This window comes from Agrobacterium pusense, from assembly GCF_013285525.1.
GTDB lineage: Bacteria > Pseudomonadota > Alphaproteobacteria > Rhizobiales > Rhizobiaceae > Agrobacterium > Agrobacterium pusense.
In genome coordinates this window covers 1,062,604-1,087,366 of record NZ_CP053856.1, presented here as the reverse complement: position 1 = coordinate 1,087,366, position 24,763 = coordinate 1,062,604, and the positions used below count along the sequence as shown (strand labels likewise).

The following is a 24,763-nucleotide window of genomic DNA, read 5'->3' as shown; positions in this document are numbered from 1 at the left end:
GGATCACATTCTCTGTTAAGAATCGGATGGATTTTTATAGCGGAAACAGCCACGTTAAGCCAATTTCCCGGCGAGTTTTGAACAGGCTTTTGCGTCATTTGCAAGACGAACGCCGCTTTTCACGATTTAGCCGCCGAAATGCGTGGCGCTCTCTTTCAAAGTGCCCGCGACTTGCGTAGGCTCCGGCCTAAAAACAAAACCAACGGGGAAAGAATGGCCAGCAGCGAAACGCTCATCAATGCGCTTACCACACTTCTGGTCACACTCGATCCGCCTGGGCTTGCGCCCGTCTTTCTGGCGCTGACTGCCGGAATGACCCGTGACCAGCGCAGCCAGGTGGCGTTGCGCGGCTCCATCATCGCTTTCGGTATCCTTGCCGTCTTTGCCCTCTTCGGCCTCGCAATCCTCAATCTGCTCGGTATTTCGCTGGGCGCCTTCCGCATCGCCGGCGGCCTTCTGCTGTTCTGGATCGCCTTTGAAATGATTTTCGAAAAGCGCCAGGAGCGCAAGGAAAAGACCTCGGAAATCGCCATTACCAAGGACCATCTCCACAATCTCGCGGTCTTCCCGCTGGCCCTACCGTTGATTGCCGGGCCGGGTGCTATTTCCGCCACCGTTCTGCTTGCCGGCTCAATGAAGACCACGGTCGAGATGGTGGTGCTCATCCTTATCCTCGCTTTCGCGATGGCCCTCGTTTACGCGGCCTTGATCGTCTCGGAACGGATGGACCGCTTTCTCGGCAATACCGGCCGCGCCATCCTTACCCGGCTTCTCGGCGTGCTGCTGGCCGCGCTTTCCGTGCAGTTCGTTGTCGACGGCATAAAATCGGCCTTCGCGTTCTGAGCCGTCCCTGCGCGACACCAACGCAATAAATTCCTGCCCACCGCTGAAATGCCGGAAAATCCTCCTTTAAATTCAGCTGGCGCTTCGGCTAAAAGACGCGTGTCATTTCGGATTCGAAAGTTATCTCCATGCGTTCCACGCTGCGCCGCATCATTCCCGATGCCGCACCCGTCAGCAACAGGGAAAGGCTCCGCTCCGCCACAGGCGCCTTCGTCGGCATACTGCTGACTGGCATTCTTGCCAGTTTCGCTCTTCGTTTCGATCCCACGCTGCCCGCCATGATCGCGCCAATGGGGGCTTCGGCCGTCCTGTTGTTCGCCGTACCCTCCAGCCCGCTGGCGCAGCCCTGGTCGATCCTGTGCGGGAATTTCGTCTCGGCTTTTGTCGGGGTGACGGTGGCGCTGCTGGTTGCGGATCCGTTCCTCGCAAGCGCGCTCGCCATCAGCCTGGCCATCGCCGCCATGATGGCGCTGCGCTGCCTGCATCCGCCGAGCGGTGCGGTGGCGCTGACTGCCGTTCTGGGCGGCCCTGCCATACATGGCCTCGGCTATGGTTTCCTGCTGTGGCCGGTCGCCGGAAATTCGCTGATCCTTCTTGCCTTGGCCCTCGCTTACAACAATGCCACTGGCCGCGCCTATCCACACGGTCTGAAGCTTGGCAAGGCCGCGCACGGGACAGCCGATCCGACACCCATCCAGAAAATCGGCTTTTCCTCCACCGATCTCGACGACGTGTTGAAGGAATATGATGAGTTCATCGATATCGACCGCGACGCGCTGGAAACCATCCTGCGGAAGACAGAGTTGCGCTCCTACCGGCGTCGCGCGCTGCATCTCGATTGCGAAAGTGTCATGTCCCGGGATGTGGTCGGCGTCGCCCCTGATGACAGTCTGCGCCACGCGCATGCCCTGATGCAAAGCCATCATTTCAAGGCGTTGCCCGTCACCAATGACAGCGCCGAAATCGTCGGCATCGTCACCCAGACAGACTTTCTGGAAAAGGCGAGCTGGAGAAACGGCCGTCCCTCGATCGGTTTCCTGCAGCGACTGCGCCTCATCCTGTCAGGCGCAAGTGCCCCCAACGATACGGTCAAGGACATCATGACATCGCCCGTTAAAACCGTGCAGCCGGAAACCCCAATCGAGGAAGCAATCATCCGCTTTGCGGAGGAAGGATTGCATTATCTGCCTGTCATCGACGCCAGGGGTAAGATGGTCGGCATCGTCTCGCAATCCGATGTCATGGTGGCGATGCTGGCCGATAAAGTCGCGGCATAGATTGCGCCGGGCGTCGAAGTGTTCTTCTCTTAAAAAAACGGCAAAGCCCGATGTCAGCGTCTCGCCTTCAAAAGGCGCTGCCACAGTGTGCCACCGAAGAACCGCCCGAGCACGACAAAATAGGCAATGATCAGCGCAAAGGCGATAAAGGCGGGCGCACCGTTGAGGGCGAAACCTTCGGGCGTTCGCCCTCCCGCTACCGTCGCGACCAGAAATCCGGCGGCGAAAAACGCCGTCCAGAAGTCGAGAAAAAAGCGAGGATGATGCGCCAGGTGGCGGGCTGTTTTGGCTGCAGGGTTTCGTCAGTCAAGCTCACCTCCTGTCACAGGTCTCTTCGTCCCCGGTCCGATCAGAACGGGATATCGTCATCCATGTCGTTGGAGAATCCGCCCGAAGGCTGGTTGCCACCACGGGAAGAACCGCCGCGCGAGGAGGACTGCTGGTCGTAACCGCCGCCATAGCTGGAGCCGCCGCCACTGCCATAATCATTACCGCCGCCGAAGTCGCCGCCGCCGCTACGGCCGCCGCCCTCACCGCGACCATCGAGCATGGTCAGCGTGGAGTTGAAGCCCTGCAGCACGATTTCGGTGGAGTAACGGTCGTTACCGGTCTGGTCCTGCCATTTGCGGGTCTGCAACTGGCCTTCGATATAGAGCTTGGCGCCCTTCTTCACATATTGCTCGACGACCTTGCACAGGCCTTCGTTAAACACGACGACCGTGTGCCACTCGGTCTTTTCCTTGCGCTCGCCGCTGTTGCGGTCCCGCCAGGTCTCCGAGGTGGCGATGCGCAGGTTGGCAATGGGTCGGCCATCCTGCGTCCGGCGGATTTCGGGATCAGCGCCCACGTTTCCGATCAGAATTACCTTGTTTACGCTACCAGCCATCTCGTCATCCTGTCCGCCGGCCATCATGACCGGCAATTGCATTTCAAAAAATTCGGCACACAATAGCTGCCGCCGCCCGCAAAGGGCACCGCAAGCATGGAACTATCCACAAAGAATAATCTTAAGCTGTGGGGGCAGACATTCGCGCTTGCAATTCGTTCCTTTTTTGTTCTATTGAATTGCAGATTTCGAGTCAAGCATCGTGAAAAGCTGCGACCGATAGGGAATAGACCTCGACACGTCCGGCTGCGTCACTACATAAGGACGCGCCGCCATCCAGCCTGTTATTTTTGTCCGAGCCTTGTCATGAGTGAACTGAAGACGATTTCCATCCGTGGTGCCCGTGAACACAATCTCAAGGGTATCGATCTCGATCTGCCACGCAACAAGCTGATCGTCATGACCGGGCTTTCCGGCTCAGGCAAGTCGTCGCTCGCCTTCGATACGATCTACGCCGAAGGCCAGCGCCGTTATGTCGAAAGCCTCTCGGCCTATGCGCGCCAGTTCCTCGAAATGATGCAGAAGCCGGATGTCGACCAGATCGAGGGCCTGTCGCCGGCAATCTCCATCGAACAGAAGACCACCTCGCGCAACCCGCGCTCCACGGTCGGCACGGTCACCGAGATCTACGACTATATGCGCCTTCTCTTCGCGCGTGTCGGCGTCCCCTATTCGCCGGCCACGGGCCTGCCGATCGAAAGCCAGACGGTCAGCCAGATGGTCGACCGCATCCTCGCTTTCGAGGAAGGCATGCGTCTTTACATCCTCGCGCCGATCGTGCGCGGCCGCAAAGGCGAGTACAAGAAAGAACTTGCCGAGCTGATGAAGAAAGGCTTCCAGCGCGTCAAGGTGGACGGCCAGTTCTACGAGATCGCCGACGTTCCTGCTCTCGACAAGAAGTACAAACACGACATTGACGTGGTGGTTGACCGCGCCGTCGTGCGCCCGGATATGGCCGCGCGTCTTGCCGACAGCCTTGAGACCTGCCTCAAGCTTGCCGACGGGCTGGCAATTGCCGAATTTGCCGACAGGCCCCTGCCGCCCGAAGAGACAGCCGCCGGTGGTTCCGCCAACAAGTCTCTCAACGAGACCCATGAGCGGGTGCTGTTTTCGGAAAAATTCGCCTGCCCCGTTTCCGGCTTCACCATTCCGGAAATCGAGCCGCGTCTCTTCTCCTTCAACAACCCCTTCGGCGCCTGCCCCAGCTGCGATGGCCTTGGCTCGCAGCAGAAGGTGGATGAGAACCTGATCGTGCCGGAGCCGGCCCGTACCCTGCGTGACGGGGCCATTGCTCCCTGGGCAAAATCATCGTCGCCCTATTACAACCAGACGCTGGAAGCGCTCGGCAAAGCCTTCGGTTTCAAGCTTTCGAGCAAGTGGTCCGATCTTTCGAAGGAGGCGCAGCACGCCATTCTTCAGGGCACTGACGACAAGATCGAGTTCAATTACCAGGACGGCGCCCGCTCCTACAAGACAGTCAAGAACTTCGAAGGCATCGTGCCCAATCTGGAACGGCGCTGGAAAGAGACAGACAGCGCCTGGGCGCGCGAGGAAATCGAGCGCTACATGTCGGCAGCCCCCTGCCCGGCCTGCGCCGGTTACCGCCTGAAGCCGGAGGCGCTGGCGGTCAAGATCAACAAGCTGCATATCGGTGAAGTCACCGAAATGTCGATCCGCACGGCGCGCGACTGGTTCGAGGTGCTGCCGGAAAGCCTGAACACGAAGCAGAATGAAATTGCCGTCCGTATTCTCAAGGAAATCCGCGAACGCCTGCGATTCCTCAACGATGTAGGGCTGGATTATCTCAGCCTGTCGCGCAATTCGGGCACGCTGTCGGGCGGGGAGAGCCAGCGTATCCGTCTGGCCTCGCAGATCGGCTCTGGCCTCACCGGCGTTCTCTACGTTCTCGATGAGCCCTCGATCGGCCTGCACCAGCGCGACAATGCGCGCCTGCTGGATACGCTCAAACATCTGCGCGATATCGGCAACACCGTCATCGTGGTCGAACATGATGAGGACGCCATTCTGACGGCGGATTATGTTGTCGATATCGGCCCGGCGGCCGGTATTCACGGCGGCCAGGTGATTGCCGAAGGATCCCCGCAGGAAGTGATGGCCAATCCGAAATCGCTGACCGGCAAATATCTCTCCGGTGAACTCGGCGTTGCCGTGCCGGCTGAGCGCCGCAAACCGAAGAAGGGCCGCGAGATCAAGGTTTTTGGCGCACGCGGCAACAACCTGAAGAATGTCACGGCCGCTGTGCCGCTCGGTGTTTTCACGGCCGTAACCGGGGTTTCGGGTGGAGGCAAATCCACCTTCCTGATCGAGACGCTCTATAAATCGGCGGCGCGCCGGGTCATGGGCGCGCGTGAAATCCCGGCCGAACACGACCGCATCGATGGTTTCGAATTCATCGACAAGGTGATCGATATCGACCAGTCGCCGATCGGACGCACGCCGCGCTCCAACCCGGCCACCTATACCGGCGCCTTTACGCCGATCCGTGACTGGTTCGCCGGCCTGCCGGAAGCCAAGGCTCGTGGTTACGCGCCCGGCCGTTTCTCCTTCAACGTCAAGGGTGGCCGCTGCGAGGCCTGCCAGGGCGACGGGGTGATCAAGATCGAGATGCACTTCCTGCCTGACGTCTACGTCACCTGCGACGTCTGCCACGGCAAGCGTTATAACCGCGAGACGCTGGACGTCACCTTCAAGGGCAAATCCATCGCCGACGTGCTGGATATGACGGTTGAGGAGGGCGTCGAATTTTTCGCCGCCGTTCCCGCCGTGCGCGACAAGCTGCAATCGCTCTTCGATGTCGGCCTCGGTTACATCAAGGTCGGACAGCAGGCCAATACGCTTTCAGGCGGCGAGGCGCAGCGCGTCAAGCTCGCCAAGGAACTGTCGAAGCGCTCGACGGGCCGCACGCTCTATATTCTCGACGAGCCGACGACGGGCCTGCATTTCCACGACGTCAACAAGCTGCTCGAAATGCTGCATGCGCTGGTGGAACAGGGCAATTCCGTGGTGGTGATCGAGCATAATCTCGAAGTCATCAAGACGGCGGACTGGATCATCGATATCGGGCCTGAAGGCGGTACGGGCGGCGGCGAAGTGGTGGCCACGGGCACGCCGGAAGACATCGTCAAGGTGGAGCGTTCCTATACCGGCCACTTCCTGAAGGAGCTTCTGGAGCGCCGGCCGGCCGGAAAACGGGAGGCTGCGGAGTAGGCCGCAGCTTTCTTCGCAAAGGTTCGAAAGGCCGAAGGCCGGAGGAGGAACTAGATATGTCGACATCAGGCACGATCCGCACCGGTATCGGCGGCTGGACCTTCGAGCCCTGGGAAGGCACTTTTTATCCCGAAAAACTGCCGAAAAAACGCCAGCTGGAACACGCCAGCCGGCAGCTCACGGCAATCGAGGTGAACGGCACCTATTACAGCAGCCAGAAACCGGAGACCTTTGCTAAATGGGCATCCGAAGTGCCCGAGGATTTCGTGTTTTCGCTAAAGGCAAGCCGCTTTGTCACCAACCGCAGGGTTCTGGCCGAGGCAGGTGAGTCGATCACGAAGTTCCTGACGCAGGGGTTGACGGAACTCGGGTCCCATCTCGGTCCCATCCTCTGGCAGTTTGCGCCCACGAAAAAATTCGATGCGGAGGATTTCGGTGCATTTCTGGCGCTGCTGCCCGAAAAGCAGGACGGGTTCACTCTTCGCCATGTCGTGGAGGTGCGCAACCCGACATTCCAAGTTCCGGAATTCATCGAACTTCTTGCCAGGCACAAGGTCGCCGTCGTCTGCGCTGACCATCACGATTATCCGATGCTGCCTGACGTAACGGCCGATTTCGTTTATTGCCGCCTGCAGAAGGGCGAGGACGACATCGAGACCTGCTATCCGAAAAAAGAGATCACGCACTGGGCTGAGCGGGTAAAGACCTATGCCAGTGGCGGTGTGCCGGACGATCTGCCGCTGATCGCGCCGGATCGGAAGGTTGAGAAGACCCCGCGCGACGTTTTCGCTTTCTTCATTACCGGCGGCAAGGTCAATGCGCCTAATGGTGCGCAGGAACTGCAAAAGGCGGTCTGAGCGCTTTCAGCCCGCCATGTCTTTCGTGGTGCTGACATCGATGCTGGCGAAAGCGGCCTCGATGACCTCCGGCCCTGCCCCGGGCCTCGTGGCATCGCTGGAGAGGATTTGCCGGAAACGGCGCGCGCCGGGCATGCCCTGAAACAGTCCGACCATATGGCGGGTGACGTGGTTGAGACGTCCGCCCGCGGCGATATAATCGGCGGCATAGGCCATCATCGCGTCACGCAGCACCATCCAGTCCGGGTGGCGGGCCTCCTCGCCATAGATGCGATGGTCGACGTCGGCAAGGATGGAGGTGTTGTGATAGGCGGCGCGGCCGAGCATCACGCCATCCATATGCTGGAGATGTCCGCTCGCCTGATCGAGATCGGCGATGCCGCCGTTGATGCCGATAAAGACGTCAGGATTTTCCCGCTTCATGCGATAGACGAGGTCATAATCGAGCGGCGGCACCTCGCGGTTTTCCTTTGGCGAAAGCCCCTGCAGCCAGGCTTTGCGCGCGTGAACCCAGACCGCGTCCGCGCCCGCCGCAACAACCCTCTTCAGAAAATCAGGAAGAACCGCTTCCGGCTCCTGCTCATCCACCCCGATCCGGCATTTCACGGTAACCGGCCCACTGGCGGCAGCCTTCATTGCGGCCACACATTGCGCCACCACATCAGGCTCGCGCATCAGGCAAGCGCCGAAGGTGCCGGATTGCACCCGATCCGAGGGACAGCCAACATTCAGATTGATTTCATCATAACCGTAGTCCCCGGCGATCCGCACCGCTTCGGCAAGCTTGGCCGGATCAGACCCGCCGAGCTGCAACGCGACGGGGTGTTCCTGAGGGTGATAACCGAGCAGCCTGTCACGCTGGCCATGGGTGATGGCGTCGGCAACGATCATTTCGGTGTAAAGCAGCGCACGCTTCGACAATTGCCGGTGCAGAAACCTGCACCTCGTATCGGTCCAGTCGATCATGGGGGCCACGGCGAAGATTTTTTCGCCGCTTGCAAGCGCTTGTCTGTACATGGATTAACCTCTTTGCGCCGGCTTCTACAGCAAAGGACCGTAAAAAGCCAGTTTTGCAGGCGAGGCAATTTTGAACTGGAAATCGCGCCGGAATCGCGGGACAAGAATTGCACCCTAAAAGACGACAGGAAATCCACATGGCCGCTACCGTCATCCCCGCCCCGAAGCCCGTTCTCCTGCCCGTCGAAGGCACGAGCGATCTGTTCCCTGTACGGCGGGTCTATTGTGTCGGCCGCAATTATGCCGATCACGCCATTGAGATGGGCCACGACCCCTCGCGCGAGCCGCCCTTCTATTTTCAGAAGAACCCGGACAACCTGCTGCCCGCAGGACAGGATTTTCCCTATCCGTCGCTCTCATCGAATGTGCATTACGAAGTTGAGTGCGTCGTGGTGCTGAAAAGCGGCGGAGCGGATATTCCGGCGTCGGAAGCGCTGAACCATGTCTGGGGTTACGCCGTCGGTATCGACATGACACGCCGCGACCTGCAGGACGGGCTGAAGAAGATGGGACGTTCCTGGGAGGGCGCGAAGGCCTTCGAATATTCCGCGCCGGTGTCCCCCATCGTCCCAGCGGACAGGATCGGGCATCCCGCAACCGGCGCGATCTGGCTCGACGTCAATGGCGAACGCAAGCAGACGGGCGATCTCGCCCAGATGATCTGGAAGGTGCCGGAAGTGATTGCCGAGCTTTCCAAGCTGTTCACCCTTGCCGCTGGCGACGTCATCATGACCGGCACGCCGGCTGGCGTTGGTCCAATCGTTCGCGGTGACCGCATAGAATGCGGCGTCGAGGGTGTCGGCACACTGTCGGTGACGGTCGTCTGACGCACGAACATAAGGGAGGACATCGACATGCCGCTTTACCGCCTTGCCGACCGTGTGCCGCAAACGCCTGCAGCGGATCGCTACTGGATCGCTCCCGACGCCAATGTCATTGGCTCAGTCACGCTCGGCGAAGACGTCGGCATCTGGTTCGGTGCAACGCTGCGTGGAGACAATGAGCCGATCATCGTCGGGTGCGGCACCAATATTCAGGAAGGGGTGATGGTTCACAGCGATCCCGGCTTTGCCGCAACGATCGGCGAAATGTGCACCATTGGCCACCACGCTATCGTGCATGGCTGTACCATCGGCGATAATTCGTTGATCGGCATGGGCGCGACGATCCTGAACGGCGCAAAGATCGGCCGAAACTGCCTCGTCGGCGCCAATGCTCTAGTGACGGAGGGGAAGGAATTTCCGGATAATTCCCTGATCGTCGGCTCGCCCGCGCGCGCTATCCGCACGCTTGATGACGACGCCGTGGCGGGGATTCGTCGCTCAGCGGAAAAATACGTCGAAAACTGGAAGCGTTTCTCGCAGGATCTGGCGATCATCGAAAGGTGATCGGGAGCGGGCAACAATACCCATTCCATCCATCGTCCGTCAGGCCGAGCAGGCGGCGCAAAGACCGCGGATTTCGATGGTGGTCTTTTCCGCTTTGAACTTGCTGTCCTTCACCCAGCGCTCCAGCCGGTGATCGATCTCGTGATCGTGGAATTCCGTGACCTGCCCGCAGGACTCGCAGATGGCAAAGGCGACGGTGCCATGGTGACTGGAGCAGCACTCCGCCTGGGTATGGGTGCAGGCGACGAAGGCGTTAAGGCTCTCCAGCCGGTGCACAAGGCCATATTCCACCAGTTTTTCCAGCGCCCGATAGACCTGCAGCGGCGCGCGGAAACCATCATCGCGCAACTTGTCGAGGATCATATAGGCGCTGAGCGGCTGATGCGCGTTTGAAAGGGCGTTCATGACCAGCGACTGGTTCTTGGTGAGGTTCTGCTGGGTCTGCGCATTCATGACTTGCCTCCTTCATCCGCGGAGCGGGACAAACCCGGCGCCGGCAACAGGCTTATAACGAAGAGGATCACCGCGGCAACCACGATGGATGGACCGGACGGTGTATCATAGGTGAGCGATCCGAAGAGGCCGCCAACAACGGCAACCGCACCGATCAGCGAGGCCACCACCGCCATTACCTCCGGTGTAGCGGAGAAACGTCTGGCGGTCGCAGCCGGTATGATGAGCAGCGATGTGATGAGCATGATACCGACCACCTTCATCGCGATGGCGATCACCAGCGCCATCAGCAACGTGAAGATCAATTTCGCCCGTTCCGGTTTCAGCCCCTCGGCTTCCGCCAGCTCCGTATTGACGGTGGAGGCAAGCAGCGATCGCCACAGGAACACCATGGAGACGATGACAACCAGTCCGCCGCCCCAGATCAGTGCAATATCGCTGCGGGTGACGGCGAGAATGTCGCCGAACAGGAACGAGACGAGATCGATGCGGACCCAGCTCATGAAGGCAACGATGACAAGGCCGATCGCCAATGCGGAGTGGGACAGGATGCCAAGCAGCGCATCGGCGGACAGCGCCTGCCGCCGTTGCAGGAAAATCAAAAGGAGCGACACGGCCGACGCGACCAGAAACACGCTGACAATGAGGTTCAGCTGCAGCAGCAGAGACAGGGCAACACCCAAAAGCGCCGAATGGGCCATGGTATCGCCAAAATAGGCCATGCGCCGCCAGACGACAAAGCAGCCAAGCGGACCGGCTGTCAATGCAACCCCAATGCCGGCGACCATGGCGCGGACGAAGAAATCGTCAAACATGGCGTTCTCCCTGCCGCTGGTTCAGGTGGGCGTCGTCGTCACGTTCATGGCCGCAGCCGCATTCTCCATGATCATCGTGGCGGTGGCCGTGGTCATGATGGTCATGCCCGTGGTCATGATGAAGATCATGCCCGTGATGGTGACCATCCTCGGGGTGGCAATGGTCCGTCACCGTGCCATCCGCATGTTGCACCCGGCCATCCGGCAAATGGGTGTGATCATGATGGTGACTGTAGACGGCCAGCCCCTTCGCCGCCGCGCCGCCGAACAGGCGCATATATTCCGGACTCTGGCTCACCGCCTGCGGTGTGCCGCGGCAGCAGACATGGCCGTTGAGGCATATCACCGTATCGGTTTCCGCCATCACTACATGCAGATCATGCGAGATTAACAGAATTCCGCAATTATTTGAATTCCTGATATTTTTTATCAGTTCATAAAGCGCGATCTCGCCGGAGAAGTCCACCCCCTGCACGGGTTCGTCAAGAACCAGAAGGTCGGGCTTGCGGGCAATAGCGCGGGCAAGAAGCGCGCGTTGGAACTCGCCACCGGACAGATGCTGCACCTCGGCATTGGCAAGATGCGCGATACCGGTCGCATTCAGCGCGGCGTCGATTTCGCGGGCGGCGAGCGGTCCTGTCAGTGTCATCAGTCGGCGCACCGAAAGCGGCATTGTCCAGTCGACCGAAAGCTTCTGCGGCACATAGCCCACTTTCAGACCAGCCTTGCGGGTAACCACCCCCTCGGTTGGTTTGACGACACCAATCGCCATTTTCGCGCTCGTGGACTTGCCTGATCCGTTCGGCCCGATCAGTGTGACGATCTCGCCCTTGCTGACGGAAAACTCCACGCCGCGCACCAGCCAGCGGCCGTTGCGCTGGACGCCGGCATTGGCAAGGGAGACCAGTATCTCGTTACCCGGATGGGCGGAATGAAGCATGGGATTGTCCGTTTGGCGATGTTGCTTACCGCTATCGCATACGTTATAGAGTTACGCAATAAATGTAATAACATAACTAACGTTCTTCAAGTGGAGTGCATTTCATGAAATCGATCCTGATCCCGCTCGCGGCCTCCATGGCAATCGCGGTCGCCGCTTCCGGCGCCACCGCTGCACCCGAGGTCGTGGTGTCGATCAAGCCCGTCCACTCCCTCGTTGCGGCCATCATGCAAGGTGTCGGGGAACCACAGCTCATCGTCGATGGCGCGGCCTCGCCGCATACCTATAATCTCCGTCCGTCGAATGCACGCAAGCTCGAAGCGGCGGATGTGGTTTTCTGGGTGGGTCCCGGACTGGAAGCATTTCTGGAGAAGCCGCTGGAAGCGCTGGCCGCCAAGGCGACTGTTGTGGAACTGGAAGATGCCAAGGGGCTGGAAAAGCTGCCCTTCCGTGAAGGGGGGCCCTTTGAAGCGCATGATCATGGCGAAGAAGGCCATGAGGCGAATGACGGTCATGCCGAAAAGCCGGACGCGCACGAGCATGGTCACGAGCATGACGGAGGCGCTCACGCCGGTCACGACGGTGAGAGCCACGATGCCCATGAGCATGGCACCTATGACACACATCTCTGGCTTGACCCCGCCAATGCCAAGGCCATGGCCCAGGCAATCGAAACCGCGCTGATCGCGGCCGATCCCGGCAATGCCGCGATCTATCAGTCCAACACAAAAAAGCTGATCGATGATCTCGATACACTTGACGCCGAACTGGCCAAAACGGTTCAGCCGGTGAAGGACAAGCCGTTCATTGTCTTCCACGACGCCTATCAATATTTCGAACATCGCTATGGCGTGAAGACGGCGGGATCGATCACCGTCAGCCCCGAAACCCTGCCGGGCGCGGATCGCGTCAAACAGATGCAAGAAAAGGTTCGCCAGCTCGGCGCGACCTGCGTTTTTGCCGAACCGCAATTCGAGCCTAAGCTGGTCTCGGTCATCACCGAAGGCACGGCAGCGAAATCGGCCACGCTTGATCCGGAAGCGGCAACGCTGGAGCCAGGCCCGGAGCTTTACTTCAAGCTGATGCGCGGTATCGCCGGGTCGCTGAAGAATTGTTTGTCCTGATGGGCACTCATCAAGCCCGGCATGGCCAATGCGCCATGCCGGCTCGGTCTTGCGTGTGCCTTAAGGCTTCGGCGCCATGGAGGACCAGACCGGGCGGCTGATGCTCTGCAGAGTTTCCGCGGGCGCGCCGTTGATGCGGGCCAAAAGGGCTTTCGCAAGCTCCCTGCCCGCCAGTTTGATATCTTCATTGACGGTATGGATCTGCGGCTTGATCCAGTTCAGGAATTCGGCGGACTGTTTCGAGACGATGTCGATGTCCTTTCCGATTTTAACGCCCGCGGCCTCGAACCCGGCCACCAGCGCTATGGTGCTGCTGCCACTGATCGAAACGATGCCATCGGGACGATCATCGGACTGCATGAGCCTCTGGCCGAAATCCCGGATTTTTTCCAGCGGCGTTTCGATTGTAACGGTGTCCAACGGAAATTCGGTAAGGCCGAAATCCCTGATTGCCCGATTAAACCCTTTGCGAGCGTGGTCGTGAAACGAAAAACGTGACGGCGGCACGATGACGGCGATCTTCCTGCGTCCGCATTGAGCCAATCGCTCGACCGCTTCGTAGGCATAGGCCTCATTGTCAAAATCATGAAAGGCATGGTCGATGCCCATGTCCGAACGTCCATGGGTGACGAAGGGCATCTTGCGCTCCGTCATGAAACGGACTCGCGGGTCGTTAGGTTCGATCTTCGAAATGATGACGCCATCCGCCGATCCCGTTTCGAGAATGTAGCGGATCGGCACCATGGAATCCTTCGCGTGGATATGGGGCGTTACGACCAGATGATATTGGGTCGAGGACAGAACCTCGGTGATGCCGAACACCATCTGGCTGGTAAAACCCATCAGCTCTTCATCGACGCTGAGAACGAGGGCAATCACATTGGTCTTGCCGGTGCGAAGGCGCACGCCGGCGCGGTTTGGCTGATAGCCGATCTGGCGGGCAATCAGCCGCACGCGCTCCTTGGTCTCCGCGCCGATATCAGGCGCATCCTTGAGAGCGCGCGAAACGGTGGTGATGCCGAGGCCCGTCATGTAAGCGATGGTCTTCAGGGTCGGGCGCTCGCCCGTCGTCACGGGCGCTTCGCTCCCGCCGGATTTACCAGTATCGTTCATGTCATTTCGCCATGCTTGACCGAACGGTGATCATAGATAGCTTTTACGTCGTTGCAAAGGCAAAGGTCCTCAACCGGGATCCGCTTTCCGCGCGGGAGCCCCTGTTTGGGCTATAACGATGTAGCTCGAAAAAATGTCCGGTTCTTACTGCGCTTTTCTCTGGCCCGCCCGTGATGGCTGCGCAGCCAATATATGATTTAATCATAAACATTGAAAAATTATAATAACTTATTGATATAATATCGAAAAATAAAATAACCTTTAGACCGATCCATCCGGCCGCGATTGATGCTCCGTTCCAGAAATTTTTCCTGACATATGTTGTACCTGAAAGACATGACGGAATGGAGGTTTTACGGTAACGTTGCCGAAGGGAGGGTATCATGAGACCGAGCAAGCGGGCGGTTAGCCACTTGCGGCGTCCATCCTCCCCAGATTCTGACACAAGCCTGCATCACAATGCCGGCTTTCTTATTTGAATTCATAAATGCAGGGTTCCGTCATGATTTCTTCCTCCACGCCCGAAACCGTCATCGATCTGGCAGGGCTCTGGCGCCTGACATCAGTGGACAGAGATCATACGACCGAGCTTACCGTCCCTGGGGATATCCATACGGCACTCAAAGATGCGGGCATCATTCCAGATCCCTACCACGGAGCCAATGAAAAGGCCGTGCAATGGGTGGCCCAACAGGACTGGGTTCTTGAGCGAACGTTCATCCTCGATGAGGCGGACGCAAGCTGGTATCTCGACATCGACTATCTCGACACCGTCGCGATTGTCTTCGTGAACGACGTTCCGGTGCTCAGCGCGGACAATTGCTTCCGTCGCTACCGCCCTGACATTTCCCGTGCAGTGCGCCCCGGTGAAAACACCATTCGCATCCATTTCCACTCCAATATAACCGCCGGGGCGGAGCGGCAGGCGCGCCAGCCGTTTTATATACCCTATCATCCGGGGAATTCGCCTATCGCCAATGGCAATATGCTGCGCAAGCCGCAATGCCATTTCGGCTGGGACTGGAACATCGCGATCGCGCCACTCGGGCTTTACGGCAAAATCCTGCTGAAACGGCTCGATACGGCCCGGATCGAGCATGTCGTTACCTCACAGCGCCATATCGACGGGGGCGTCGAGCTGCATGTGGCCGTCACCCTCTTTGCCGAGGGACCGGCAAGCCTGCCGGTTTATCTGTCTCTCAACGATGAAAGGCTGAGGCTCGATTGCGGCGTCGGCGCAGGCGAAACCGTGGTGCGTCACGTCTTCTTCGTGGAAAATCCGGAGCTCTGGTGGCCTGCCGGCAGTGGCGGGCAGACGCTCTACACGCTGATGGTGGAGCTGCCCGATGAGACTGTGACCCGGCAGATCGGCTTCAGGACCATCGAGCTTCTGACCGATAAGGATGATGCCGGCAGCCGCTTCGCGTTCCGCATCAACGGCCGGGAAATCTTCTGCCGCGGTGCCAACTGGATTCCCGCAGATGCGCTCTATTCGCTCACCAGCCGGGAAAAGACCGAAGACCTCCTCTGCTCCGCGGTCGAGGCTAACATGAACATGATCCGGGTCTGGGGCGGCGGATTTTATGAGGAAGACTGGTTCTACGATCTCTGCGACCATCTTGGCCTGCTGGTGTGGCAGGACTTCATGTTCGCCTGCAATCTTTATCCCTGCAGCGAGGACTTTCTCGATAATGTCGAACACGAGGTTGATTATCAGGTGAAACGCCTCTCCTCGCATCCTTCCATCGCGCTCTGGTGCGGCGATAACGAGCTGGTGGGTGCACTGACCTGGTTCGATGAGTCCCGCAACAATCGCGACCGATACCTTGTGGCTTATGACCGACTGAACCGCACCATTGAAAAGGCCCTGAAAAAGGCCGCTCCCGAAGCCCTGTGGTGGCCATCAAGCCCTGCCTCCGGTTATCTCGATTATGGCGATGCCTGGCACGCGGATGGTTCCGGCGACATGCATTACTGGTCCGTGTGGCACGAGAACAAGTCATTCGACAATTACCGTTCGGTGAAGCCGCGTTTCTGCTCGGAATTCGGTTTCCAGTCCTACACCTCCATGCCGGTCATCCGCACCTATGCGGAAGACAAGGACATGAACATCGCCTCCCCCGTCATCGAACTGCACCAGAAAAATGCCGGCGGCAACGAGCGGATCGCCGGTACGATGTTCCGCTACTTCCGCTTCCCAAAGGACTTCGAGAATTTCGTTTATCTGAGCCAGGTCCAGCAGGCATTGGCTATCCGCACGGCCGTCGATTACTGGCGCTCGCTGAAGCCGCATTGCATGGGAACGCTATACTGGCAGCTGAACGACACCTGGCCGGTCGCCTCGTGGTCAAGCCTCGATTATGGCGGCGGCTGGAAGGCGCTGCATTATGCCGCCCGCCGCTTCTTCCAGCCAGTAACGGTTTCGGCTATCCCTGCGGAGGATGGACGCCGAATAAACTTCTCCATGGTGAACGACACGGCGGAAGACGTCGAGATCGACATGAATATCGTTGCCCTGACTATGGACGGCAACCGAGTGCCGTTGAAATCCGCCAACGGCACCTGCACGACCGACAAGGCCGCTACGCTGACCGACATCGACATGAGCAGCCTGCCTGACGGCACCATCCTTGCCTGGAGCTTCATCGCCTCCAACGGCATGACCGGGGAAGGCCACCATGTGCGCGACACCTATAAAGCGCTGGAACTTCTGCCCGCCTGTTTGACATTCACCACCAGCACGCTGAAAAACGGGCAGTTCGAAATAGATGTCACCGCAAGCGGGCTTGCGCTCTTCGTCATGCTGGAGGCAGATCAACCCGGGCGTTATTCCGACAACCTTTTCGATCTCGCCGCCGGCGAAACGCGGCGTATCATCTTCACCCCGAAAGCGGGCGGCGGACAGCCGCACTTCCGTGTCTTCGATCTTCATGGCTGCCAGTCCCCGCATTGAAACGACGCGGAGAAAGGCATAACCATCCTGTTCGGGAAGACAGGCGTCGCGGCCTGCCCTCATCAGTTCAAATGGTTGCCGGGTTCTTCGGCAGCCGATCATCAGCAAGTGGAGGAAGACCCATGGTTTGGCAACCGGCCGAAAACCGTTACACGTCCATGAAATACAATCATTGCGGCAAAACCGGACTGAAACTGCCGGCGATCTCGCTGGGACTCTGGCATAATTTCGGCAACGATACGCCGCATCAGATGAAACAGGCCATCTGCCGTCGTGCCTTCGATCTCGGCATTACCCATTTCGACCTCGCCAACAATTATGGCCCGCCGCCCGGCAGCGCCGAGACCGCCTTCGGCGAAATCCTGAGGACGGATTTCCGGGGTTATCGTGACGAGATGATCATCTCCTCCAAGGCGGGTTACAACATGTGGCCAGGCCCTTACGGCGAATGGGGCAGCCGCAAATATCTTATCGCCTCCTGCGACCAGAGCCTGAAACGCATGGGGCTGGATTACGTCGATATATTCTATTCTCACCGTTTCGATCCCAACACGCCGCTTGAGGAAACCTGTGGTGCGCTCGATCAGATCGTGCGTTCGGGCAAGGCGCTTTATGTCGGCATCTCTTCCTACAATTCGAAGCGCACCCGCGAGGCAGCTGCCATCCTGAAGGACCTCGGCACGCCCTGCATCATCCACCAGCCGAGCTATTCGATGATCAACCGCTGGATTGAAGAAGATGGTCTCGTTGATACGCTGGAGGAACTAGGCATTGGCTCCATCGTCTTCTCGCCGCTGGCGCAGGGCATGCTGACGACGAAATATCTCGGCGGCGTGCCCGATGGCAGCCGCGCATCGCAGAGCAAGTCGCTGAACCCGGCTTTCCTCAACGAACGTAATGTCGAGAATATCCGTGCGCTGAACGGCATCGCCGAACGCCGCGGCCAGACACTGGCGCAGATGGCCATCGCCTGGGTGCTGCGTGGCGGTCGCATCACCTCGGCGCTGATCGGCGCCAGCCGCGTCGAGCAGGTTGAAGACTGTGTGAAAGCGCTGGACAAACCGGATTTCACGACCGAAGAACTCGCTGAAATCGACCGCTATGCCAAGGACGCGGATATCAACCTCTGGGCAAAATCTGCCGAACGCGTCTGACCGAGGAGAGACCGCCCGGTTATTCCGGGCGGTCCGACCGCGTCAAGAAACTTCAAAACAAAAGATTAACTTCCGCCTCTAAGCCTTAACAACCATTACATAATTGTAATTTTAAATTCAGTTTCCGTTCATTCGTTTATTCGTAAGTTCTTCTCATTGAAACACGAGAGGAAACTTCCATGAAAAAGTTCGTCACCATTCTTCTGGCTGCAACCGTTCTCGCGGCCCCGATGGCTCAGGCGCAGGGCCGTCACGATGATCGCCACCGCGGCGTCACCGTCGAGCGTCATGTCACGAAAAAGGTCATCGTCAAGAAGCACCGCTGGGATCGTGGTCAGCGCCTCTCGCCAGCAGAGCGTCGTCATTTCGTCGATCGTCGCGATTATCGCCGTTACCGCCTGGCCGAACCGCGCCGCGACCAGCGCTGGGTGCGCGTTGACAACCAGTTCCTGCTCATCAATGCCGTCAGCGGCCTGATCGTCGGCCTTGCCGCCGCTCGCTAATTCCAAGCACCGGTGAAATGAAAAAGGCCCGCTTGCGCGGGCCTTTATCTTTATCCAATGGCCGATCAGAAAATATCGGCGCCGCTGCCCCACGGGCCATGCGGCTTGTCCACGCCGTCGGTGCGTTCGAAACCATGCGCGCCGAAGAAGTCGCGCTGCGCCTGGATGAGATTGGCGCTGCCGCGGCCGCGACGATAGGCGTCGAAATAGCCAAGGGCGGAAGCCAGCGCCGAAACCGGCAGGCCCGACAGGGCAGCGTAAGAAACGACGCGGCGCAGCGGCGCATCGGTTTCCTTGACGACGGCGGAGAAAGCCGGCGTCACGATGAGGTTGGCCACATGCGGATCCTTGGTAAAGGCCGAGGTGATCTCATCGAGGAACTCCGAGCGGATGATGCAGCCGGCGCGCCAGATGCGGGCAATCGTCGGCATCGGCAGGTTCCAGTTGAACTCCTTCGAAGCGGCCGACATGATGGCGAAGCCCTGCGCATAGGCACCGACCTTGGCGGCCAGAAGCGCGCTTTCCAGATCGGCGATGAAGGCCTTCCTGTCGGCCGGTGCGGCTGCAAGGGCCGGAAGGCCGAAGATCTTCTCGGCAGCTTCGCGCTCATCCTTCTGCGAGGAGAGAATACGGGCAGCCACGGCCGCTTCGATGGCGGTTGCGGCGACGCCCATGTTCTGCGCCTCGATGACGGACCATTTGCCGGTGCCCTTCTGGCCGGCCTTGTCGAGGATCAGATCGACCATCGGTTTGCCGGTGATCGGATCGGCGGCGCGCAGAACCTTTTCGGTGATTTCGATCAGGTAGGAATTAAGACGGCCCTTGTTCCATTCACCGAACACATCGGCGATTTCGGCAGCGCTCATCTTCAGACCGTCACGCAGGATGCCGTAGATTTCCGCGATCATCTGCATGTCGGCATATTCGATACCGTTATGGATGGTCTTGACGAAGTGGCCAGCACCATCATTGCCGAGCCATGCCACGCACGGATCGTCATTATATTTGGCCGAGATGGAGGTGAGCACTTTCTCGACGCGCTTCCAGCTGTCCTCGGTGCCGCCAACCATGATGGACGGTCCATGACGCGCGCCCTCTTCGCCACCCGAAACGCCCATGCCGATAAAGGTGAGGCCGCTGTCCTTCAGATTGTCGAAACGGCGGATCGTGTCGCGGAAATTCGCATTGCCCGCGTCGATCATGATGTCGCCGTTCGAAAGATGCGGCTTCAGGATTTCCATCTGCTGGTCGACCGGATCGCCAGCCTTGATCATGATGATGATCGGGCGCGGAGGACGAATGGCGGCAACGAATTCCTCGATGGTTTCGCAAGGGATCAATTGTCCCTGCAACTCGCCGGCTTCAGCGTAGAATTTTCTCGTCGCTTCAGGGGTTCGGTTGAATACGGCGATCTTGTTGCCCTTTTCGGCGATGTTGAGCGCCAGGTTAGAGCCCATGACGCCGAGACCGATCAAACCGATTTCTGCCTGTTCCACGGATGTGCCTCCATCTTGCTTTTTGGTGGTCGTGTTGTGGCACTGTAATCACCAAACGGCAAGGCTGGGCGTGACTGAAACGATTAAATTTTGATGACGCAAATCAGCTTTGCATATTTGCGGCAGGTCATGGCCCATTCGAAATCGAGGATCGCGGCCGGTTATCACCATCGTCCAGCGCCCGCCAGGCGGCCCCATCCATGTCCTCATACTGGCCCGAACGCACGGACCAGAGGAAGGCAAAAAGTCCAAGTGCGCCTAATAGCAGCGCAACGGGAATGAGATAGATCAGCATGTTCATGCCAGTTGCGCCCCCTCGCCCGCAAACCCGGTCTCTGGTTCATTCCGACGACCGACGGATTCAACCGATCCGGCGAGGCGCAATGCGTTGGCGACGACGATCAGCGAGGATGTCGACATGGCGATGGCCGCGATCATCGGCGTCGCATAACCAGCAATCGCGATCGGCACGGCAATGATATTATAGCCGATGGCAAGCGCGAAGTTCTGCCGGATGAGCTTTCCGGCCTGCTGCGATGTCTCGATCGCGAAAGGCACGGCATCGAGGTCCTCCTGCATGAAAACAAAATCGGCGGCCTGCCGGCCGATATCGGCCGCGGTGGCGGGCGCCATCGAAACATGTGCGGCGGCGAGCGCCGGCGCATCGTTGATACCGTCTCCCACCATCAGGACTTTGTGCCCTTCCCCGGTAAGCGAGGCGCAACGCGCCGCCTTGTCCTTCGGCGACAGGTCCGCGCTCCAGTTGGCGATCCCCAGCCGGTCGGCCATGGCGCTGACAGCTGCTGCCCGGTCACCCGAAACGATTTCCTGAGCCAAACCCCGCACCGACAGGCTGCGCAATGCCGCAGCCGCACCTGCGCGCGGATTGTCATCGAAACCGAAGCTCGCCAGAAGGCGGCCATCGAGTGACAACACCACCTCCGACCGCGCATTGCCGTTGTCGGCACCCTCATCATCCGGGCACGCGAAACGGCGGTTACCGAGCCGATAGGTTCCCACATCAGTCTTCGCCTCGACGCCCGAACCCGGGATTTCATGCACCGTCTCATACGCCGGCAAAGGGCTGCTGTAGGCGGCATGCAGAGCTTTTGAGAGGGGATGGCGGGAATGGGCAGCAAGTCCTGCCGCAATTGCCATGGTGGCGGGCTTTACCTCGCCCGTCTCGACCAGTCGCGGCCTGCCGATGGTCAATGTGCCGGTCTTGTCGAACAGTACGGTATCGATTTCCGCCAGTCGCTCCATGGCCGACCCCTCCTTGACCATGATCCCATGCCGGAAAAGCCTTCCCGCGGCCACCACCTGCACGACGGGAACGGCAAGGCCGAGCGCGCAGGGGCAGGTGATGATGAGAACCGCGATGGCGATCAGCATCGCCTGCTTCCAGTCGCCACCGAAGAAACCCCATCCGAGAAACGACACAAGCGCCAGAAGATGGACGACGGGCGAATAATAGCTTGCGGCCCGGTCGGCAATACGGCGGTAACGCGCTCGCCCACCTTCGGCCGCCTCCATCAGACTGATGACCTCCGACAGGAATGAATCCCTGGCCGAGGCGGTCACCCGGGCCACCAGCGAACCGGTAAGGTTCAGCGTACCCGCCTGCAGGCTGTCACCCACCGCAACACGCCTTGGCGCGCTTTCACCATTGACGATCGACATGTCGAGATCGCTGCTGCCACTCTCGACCACCGCGTCGACCGCCACACGGTCTCCTGCCGCTATCGCAATCGACATTCCCGGCTCGATATCGGCAAGCGGGCGGTATTCGCGTGTTCCGTTCTCACCGAGGACGGTCGCGCCCCGTGGCGAGAGCCGGGCGAGCCCGGCAATCGCCGAACGAGCCTTGTCGCGCATGATATGATCGAGCGTGCGGCCGATCAGCAGGAAGAACAGCAGCGACACCGTCGCATCGAACCAGGCATGTTCACCGTGGTGGATCGTCTCCCACAGCGAAACGGCATAGGACAGCGTGATGGCCAGTGCGATCGGCACGTCCATGTTGGTGCGGCCGTGTTTCAGCGCGCTCCAGGCCGACTGATAAAAGAAACGCCCACCGTAGATCAGCGCCGGGGCGGCGATCATCGCCGAAATCCAGTGAAACATGTCGCGCGTCGCCGCATCCGCGCCTGACCAGACGGAAACGGACAAAAGCATGATATTGGCCGAGGCAAAGCCGCATAGCGCAACCGCCCTGATCAGCTGCGAACGCAACGCGTCGGAAGCGTCCTGACCACTGGCGAAAAGATGCGTGCGGTATCCCGTCGCCAGAATGGCGCGGGCAAGGTCGGCGGGATCGGTCCTGACACCCTCGACCTCTTCTCTCCAGACAATCGCAACACGCTTGGACGAGAGGTTCAACCGCGCCCGCTCCACCTGCGGCAAGCGGCCGAGCGCGCGCTCCACGGTGGTGATGCAGGCGCCGCAATAAACATCCGGCACGCTGAGATCGGTCTGGCGGAGACCCTGCCCGAGATCACGGCTTGCCAGCATCAGCTCCTCTGACGACGGTGGATTGACCGAATCGGCAAGCTGCAGCGATCCTTCTGTCCCCGGTGCACAACAGCTCATTGGCGCCCCCTGACAACGGCGATCCGCGTGCCCTCGTGCACGATGATCCGGCCGTTCTTGACGGCTGTAATTTCTACGATCCACTGACCCGGCAGCATGTCATGCGGGCCGGTAAAGACCCCTTTGGCAACCGTGGTCAGCTCCATGTCGAAATTCTGGCGTTCCCCGACGGGCCGGCGAAAATGCGCGATCACCTGATCGGTATCGACCGGGCCGGTATCGGGATGAAAGACCTCGTAGCGGACCGTCCTTTCGTCCACCGCAAGTTTACCCTTGATGCCGGTCGCCGCCCTCGCCTTGGCTGCTTCCGCCTTCGCGTTGAACTGCTGGCTGGCCACATAGGTATTCGGCACGACAAGCCCGCTCCAGCTGTTGACCGCGTTCCAGGCCATCACCATGTTGACGGTGATGACGGTGCCGAAAAACAGCAGCATGACGCCCAGCATATGCCAGCCGGTAAAAGTGAAACCGGACGTGTGACGATTGTTCACGGTCATTTTGTCGCTCCCGGAGCGTTGAAAACAGCGTCATAGTGGGCCGTCTCATGGCCGCCCGTATCGCTGACGATAAACTCGAAATTTTCCGCGGCCCGAGCGACGCGCCCGCCCGGCCGGGTGACGAAGACCTTCAGCGTCGTCGCTTCATCCGGCTCCACCGTCACCTCAAAGGCACGCGCGGCCGCATCGGGCATACCGTTTATCTTCATCACGGCATCAGGAAGGCCATTGATGGTCAGGCTCATCGTGCGCGGCTGCGGCACCATGTTGAGGATGCGCACGGTGTAGCCGTTGCGGATGGATCCGTTCGATTCCAGCACATATTGCGGATTGCGGTCGTGCAGAACATTGAGCGCCAGCCGCTCGCGCGTCACCAGCGCAAACAGCATGCCGATGCCGACAGCCGCCCAGATGGCAGTATAAAGCAGCGTGCGCGGACGGAAGATGATGCGCCAGTTGAAGTGGCGCACGCGCTTGCTGAACTTGCCGTCTTCCTCACGCACGTTGGCTGGGCGGATTGCGTGCTGACCGTTGCCGGTCGCGAGCGCCATGTTGGATTGATACTCGGCAAGCGTGGCATAGGCGATCAGGCCACGCGGCTTGCCGATCTTGTCCATCACCCCGTCGCAGGCATCGATGCAGAGCGCGCAGGTGATGCATTCCAGCTGCTGCCCGTCCCTGATGTCGATGCCCATGGGACAGACCGCCACGCAAGCGTTGCAATCGACGCAATCGCCGACGCTCTCCCCCGCTGCGGCGGCCTTTTTGGCGTGCCGTGAGCGTGGCTCGCCGCGCCAGTCGTTATAGGTGACGACAAGCGAATTCTCATCCAGCATCGCCGCCTGAATGCGTGGCCAAGGGCACATGTAGGTGCAGACCTGTTCCCGCATCAACCCGCCAAAGACATAGGTCGTGGCGGTGAGGATGGCGACGGTCGAATAGGCAATCATGGGCGCCTGGCCGGTGACGAATTCCCGCGCCAGCGTCGGCGCATCGGCGAAGTAGAAAATCCAGGCGCCGCCGGTCAGGGCGCCAATCACCAGCCAGATCGCGTGCTTCAACACTCGCTTGCGGAATTTGCCGACTGTAAGGGGCGCGGCGTCCAGCTTCATGCGTGCATTTCGGTCACCCTCGATCGCCCGTTCGACGACGAGAAACAGGTCCACCCACACTGTCTGGGGACAGGTATAACCGCACCATGCACGTCCCACGGCGGAGGTAACGAGAAACAGCCCCAACCCCGCCATGACCAGCAATCCCGCGACGAAGAAAAATTCCTGCGGCCAGATTTCGATGAAAAAGAAATAAAAGCGTCGATTGGCGATATCGATCAATACTGCCTGATCTGGCGCATAGGGGCCACGGTCCCAACGCAGGAACGGCGTGAGATAATAAATGCCGAGCGTGACGAGCATGACAAGCCATTTGAACCGCCGGAACCGACCTTCCGCGCGCTTGGGAAAAATTTTCCTGCGTGCTTCGTAAAGCGGTTTGCGCGTTTTTGCGGAATTGACGGCCTCCGCGTCCAGCCTTTCAACGGGCTGCTGCGGGCGTTCCTGTCCGGCGCGATAGATGTTCATGATAGGAGTCCGGTTTTTATCTCCTTGCTTTCTCCCATCTCTGCGGTGAA

The 24,763-nt window shown here is 59.5% G+C and carries 21 protein-coding genes; 10 read left to right on the top strand and 11 right to left on the bottom strand.

Features of this window, described 5'->3' with window-relative positions; translation table 11 throughout:
* The first annotated feature begins 213 nt into the window (after positions 1-213).
* Together HQN82_RS05300 and HQN82_RS05295 are read left to right on the top strand one after the other, a co-directional pair.
* Positions 214-843: a MarC family protein gene (locus HQN82_RS05300; RefSeq protein ID WP_035208833.1), complete on the top strand. Its 630-nt coding sequence runs from the start codon at positions 214-216 to the stop codon at positions 841-843.
* Positions 844-971: 128 nt separating this feature from the next.
* On the top strand, positions 972-2,120 hold the full coding sequence (locus HQN82_RS05295) for a CBS domain-containing protein (protein ID WP_173614622.1): 1,149 nt from the start codon (positions 972-974) through the stop codon (positions 2,118-2,120).
* A 349-nt stretch (positions 2,121-2,469) separates the two neighbouring features.
* On the opposite strand, the gene HQN82_RS05285 is transcribed toward HQN82_RS05295, so the two are convergent.
* Positions 2,470-3,048, bottom strand: a complete 579-nt coding sequence (locus tag HQN82_RS05285; RefSeq protein WP_048902810.1) for a single-stranded DNA-binding protein — start codon at positions 3,046-3,048, stop codon at positions 2,470-2,472.
* Positions 3,049-3,312: 264 nt separating this feature from the next.
* Here HQN82_RS05285 and uvrA point away from each other — a divergent pair, with 264 nt between their 5' ends.
* The gene (gene uvrA, locus HQN82_RS05280; RefSeq protein ID WP_173614621.1) at positions 3,313-6,234 is read left to right on the top strand and encodes an excinuclease ABC subunit UvrA; all 2,922 of its coding nucleotides are present in this window, start codon (positions 3,313-3,315) and stop codon (positions 6,232-6,234) included.
* Between the two features lie 56 nt (positions 6,235-6,290).
* Positions 6,291-7,091: a DUF72 domain-containing protein gene (locus HQN82_RS05275; protein WP_173614620.1), complete on the top strand. Its 801-nt coding sequence runs from the start codon at positions 6,291-6,293 to the stop codon at positions 7,089-7,091.
* 6 nt (positions 7,092-7,097) lie between these two features.
* Here HQN82_RS05275 and dusA read toward each other — a convergent pair whose 3' ends face one another.
* Positions 7,098-8,108 (bottom strand): tRNA dihydrouridine(20/20a) synthase DusA, encoded by a 1,011-nt coding sequence (gene dusA / locus HQN82_RS05270; RefSeq protein WP_173614619.1) that lies wholly within the window; start codon positions 8,106-8,108, stop codon positions 7,098-7,100.
* Positions 8,109-8,245: 137 nt separating this feature from the next.
* Between dusA and HQN82_RS05265 the strand changes: the two genes are divergently transcribed.
* Together HQN82_RS05265 and HQN82_RS05260 are read left to right on the top strand one after the other, a co-directional pair.
* The gene (locus HQN82_RS05265) at positions 8,246-8,935 is read left to right on the top strand and encodes a fumarylacetoacetate hydrolase family protein (RefSeq protein WP_072494366.1); all 690 of its coding nucleotides are present in this window, start codon (positions 8,246-8,248) and stop codon (positions 8,933-8,935) included.
* A gap of 27 nt (positions 8,936-8,962) precedes the next feature.
* On the top strand, positions 8,963-9,496 hold the full coding sequence (locus HQN82_RS05260; protein WP_035208846.1) for a gamma carbonic anhydrase family protein: 534 nt from the start codon (positions 8,963-8,965) through the stop codon (positions 9,494-9,496).
* A 39-nt stretch (positions 9,497-9,535) separates the two neighbouring features.
* Here the strand turns inward: HQN82_RS05260 and zur are convergent, their stop codons facing one another.
* Genes zur through znuC form a run of 3 tightly spaced genes read right to left on the bottom strand, consistent with a single transcriptional unit; the run spans position 9,536 to position 11,704 of the window.
* Positions 9,536-9,949 (bottom strand): zinc uptake transcriptional repressor Zur, encoded by a 414-nt coding sequence (gene zur / locus HQN82_RS05255; protein ID WP_004441705.1) that lies wholly within the window; start codon positions 9,947-9,949, stop codon positions 9,536-9,538.
* Positions 9,946-10,764 (bottom strand): zinc ABC transporter permease subunit ZnuB, encoded by an 819-nt coding sequence (gene znuB, locus HQN82_RS05250; protein WP_004441703.1) that lies wholly within the window; start codon positions 10,762-10,764, stop codon positions 9,946-9,948. Before znuB ends, zur begins: the two co-directional genes overlap by 4 nt.
* The gene (gene znuC, locus HQN82_RS05245) at positions 10,757-11,704 is read right to left on the bottom strand and encodes a zinc ABC transporter ATP-binding protein ZnuC (protein WP_173614618.1); all 948 of its coding nucleotides are present in this window, start codon (positions 11,702-11,704) and stop codon (positions 10,757-10,759) included. Before znuC ends, znuB begins: the two co-directional genes overlap by 8 nt.
* Positions 11,705-11,808: 104 nt before the next feature.
* On the opposite strand from znuC, the gene znuA reads away from it, so the two are divergent.
* Positions 11,809-12,828, top strand: a complete 1,020-nt coding sequence (gene znuA, locus HQN82_RS05240; protein ID WP_173614617.1) for a zinc ABC transporter substrate-binding protein ZnuA — start codon at positions 11,809-11,811, stop codon at positions 12,826-12,828.
* 60 nt (positions 12,829-12,888) lie between these two features.
* Here znuA and HQN82_RS05235 read toward each other — a convergent pair whose 3' ends face one another.
* Positions 12,889-13,941, bottom strand: coding sequence for a LacI family transcriptional regulator (locus tag HQN82_RS05235; protein WP_034495714.1), 1,053 nt, complete (start codon positions 13,939-13,941; stop codon positions 12,889-12,891).
* Positions 13,942-14,428: 487 nt separating this feature from the next.
* Between HQN82_RS05235 and HQN82_RS05230 the strand changes: the two genes are divergently transcribed.
* The 3 genes from HQN82_RS05230 (at position 14,429) to HQN82_RS05220 (ending at position 18,551) form a co-directional block, all read left to right on the top strand.
* Complete coding sequence (locus HQN82_RS05230; protein WP_173614616.1) at positions 14,429-16,894, top strand: beta-mannosidase; 2,466 nt, start codon at positions 14,429-14,431, stop codon at positions 16,892-16,894.
* A 122-nt stretch (positions 16,895-17,016) separates the two neighbouring features.
* Positions 17,017-18,048: an L-glyceraldehyde 3-phosphate reductase gene (gene mgrA, locus HQN82_RS05225; RefSeq protein WP_173614615.1), complete on the top strand. Its 1,032-nt coding sequence runs from the start codon at positions 17,017-17,019 to the stop codon at positions 18,046-18,048.
* 179 nt (positions 18,049-18,227) lie between these two features.
* Positions 18,228-18,551, top strand: a complete 324-nt coding sequence (locus HQN82_RS05220; RefSeq protein WP_004441687.1) for an RcnB family protein — start codon at positions 18,228-18,230, stop codon at positions 18,549-18,551.
* A 65-nt stretch (positions 18,552-18,616) separates the two neighbouring features.
* Here HQN82_RS05220 and gndA read toward each other — a convergent pair whose 3' ends face one another.
* The 5 genes from gndA to ccoG form a co-directional block, all read right to left on the bottom strand.
* Positions 18,617-20,047 carry an NADP-dependent phosphogluconate dehydrogenase gene (gene gndA, locus HQN82_RS05215; RefSeq protein ID WP_004441685.1) on the bottom strand — a complete coding sequence of 477 codons (1,431 nt, stop codon included), beginning with the start codon at positions 20,045-20,047 and terminating at the stop codon, positions 18,617-18,619.
* Between the two features lie 127 nt (positions 20,048-20,174).
* Positions 20,175-20,348 (bottom strand): cbb3-type cytochrome oxidase assembly protein CcoS, encoded by a 174-nt coding sequence (gene ccoS / locus HQN82_RS05210; RefSeq protein ID WP_004441684.1) that lies wholly within the window; start codon positions 20,346-20,348, stop codon positions 20,175-20,177.
* Entirely contained in the window at positions 20,345-22,636 is a 2,292-nt protein-coding gene (locus HQN82_RS05205) for a cation-translocating P-type ATPase (RefSeq protein ID WP_173614614.1), read from the bottom strand. The genes ccoS and HQN82_RS05205 overlap by 4 nt, the downstream gene beginning before the upstream one ends.
* Positions 22,633-23,133 carry a FixH family protein gene (locus HQN82_RS05200; protein WP_173614613.1) on the bottom strand — a complete coding sequence of 167 codons (501 nt, stop codon included), beginning with the start codon at positions 23,131-23,133 and terminating at the stop codon, positions 22,633-22,635. The genes HQN82_RS05205 and HQN82_RS05200 overlap by 4 nt, the downstream gene beginning before the upstream one ends.
* The gene (ccoG, locus tag HQN82_RS05195) at positions 23,130-24,713 is read right to left on the bottom strand and encodes a cytochrome c oxidase accessory protein CcoG (protein ID WP_173614612.1); all 1,584 of its coding nucleotides are present in this window, start codon (positions 24,711-24,713) and stop codon (positions 23,130-23,132) included. Before ccoG ends, HQN82_RS05200 begins: the two co-directional genes overlap by 4 nt.
* Between the last annotated feature and the right edge of the window lie 50 nt (positions 24,714-24,763).